General features: G+C 47.3%; 2 pseudogenes. Both read left to right on the top strand.

Annotated elements, in window-relative coordinates:
* Positions 1-657, top strand: a pseudogene (locus tag JCM17102_RS30830) (RHS repeat-associated core domain-containing protein); the annotation flags it as partial.
* Positions 632-996 (top strand): annotated as a pseudogene (locus tag JCM17102_RS25430) (RHS repeat-associated core domain-containing protein); the annotation flags it as partial. The pseudogenes JCM17102_RS30830 and JCM17102_RS25430, both read left to right, overlap by 26 nt.

The raw sequence follows: 996 nt of genomic DNA, 5'->3' as shown, positions 1-996 counted from the left end.
AGTCTGGCGCATGATACTTATTATGTTTATGATGAATATGGTAATGTACGTTTTGTATTGCCTCCGCTGGCGGCGGATAATCTGAACAGTATTGCTACCTGGAGTGAGACGAATGATGCCTTAAAGAAGTATGTGTATGTCTACCGTTATGACAGGCTGAACCGTTGTATTTATAAGAAGCTGCCGGGTTGCGATCCTGTTTATACGGTATATGACGCTGCGGACCGCCCTGTTTTTACCCAGGATGGGGAGCAGCGCACTAAAGGGGAATGGGCGTTCAGTATACCGGATGCTTTTAATCGTGTTGTGCTGACGGGGATTTGTAAGAACAATCCTGATTATACGGCTGAGCCGTTGAAGGATGTTGTGGTGAAAGGTACTTTGAAACAGGCAGCAGGTTCGGTGAAGGGGTACAGTATTTCGGGTATAACGTTGAATACTCCTACGGTTCTCTCGGCGGTTTATTACGATAGTTATGGCTTTATGGGTAAAAGTAACAGTATTCCTAATGATGCTACTACGGCTTATGCGGAAGTTCCGGGTTACGACCAACGTTACCCGGGCGGATGCCGGGGACAGCAGACGGGATCATACACAGCTAAGCTCTCGAAGACAGGTACAGTAACAGGATATGTTTATCACTGTGATGTATTATGACGACCGTTACCGGATTGTTCAGCAGAGGGGTAACAATGAGTTGGGTGGAACGGACCTGACGTGTACCCTGTACAGTTTTACCGGTAAACCGACACAGGTAAAACAGGTACACACTGTTCCCGGAAAAGAAACGATCACTGAAGTCAGGCAGCATACGTATGACCATGCGGACCGCTTGCTCAGGACGAGTTATCAGTTGAATACTGATGCTCCGGTTACGCTGGTGGATCATGTGTATGATGAGTTGGGGCGTTTGAAATCTGACCGCAGGAATGGGAACGGTAAGTTGAGGAGTGATTATGCGTATAATGTCCGTTCGTGGATGAAGAGTGTCAGTGG

This window comes from Bacteroides faecichinchillae JCM 17102, from assembly GCF_000614145.1.
Taxonomy (GTDB): Bacteria; Bacteroidota; Bacteroidia; order Bacteroidales; family Bacteroidaceae; genus Bacteroides; species Bacteroides faecichinchillae.
Note: the sequence above shows the minus strand (reverse complement) of the source record. Positions and strands in the feature narration are given on the sequence as shown.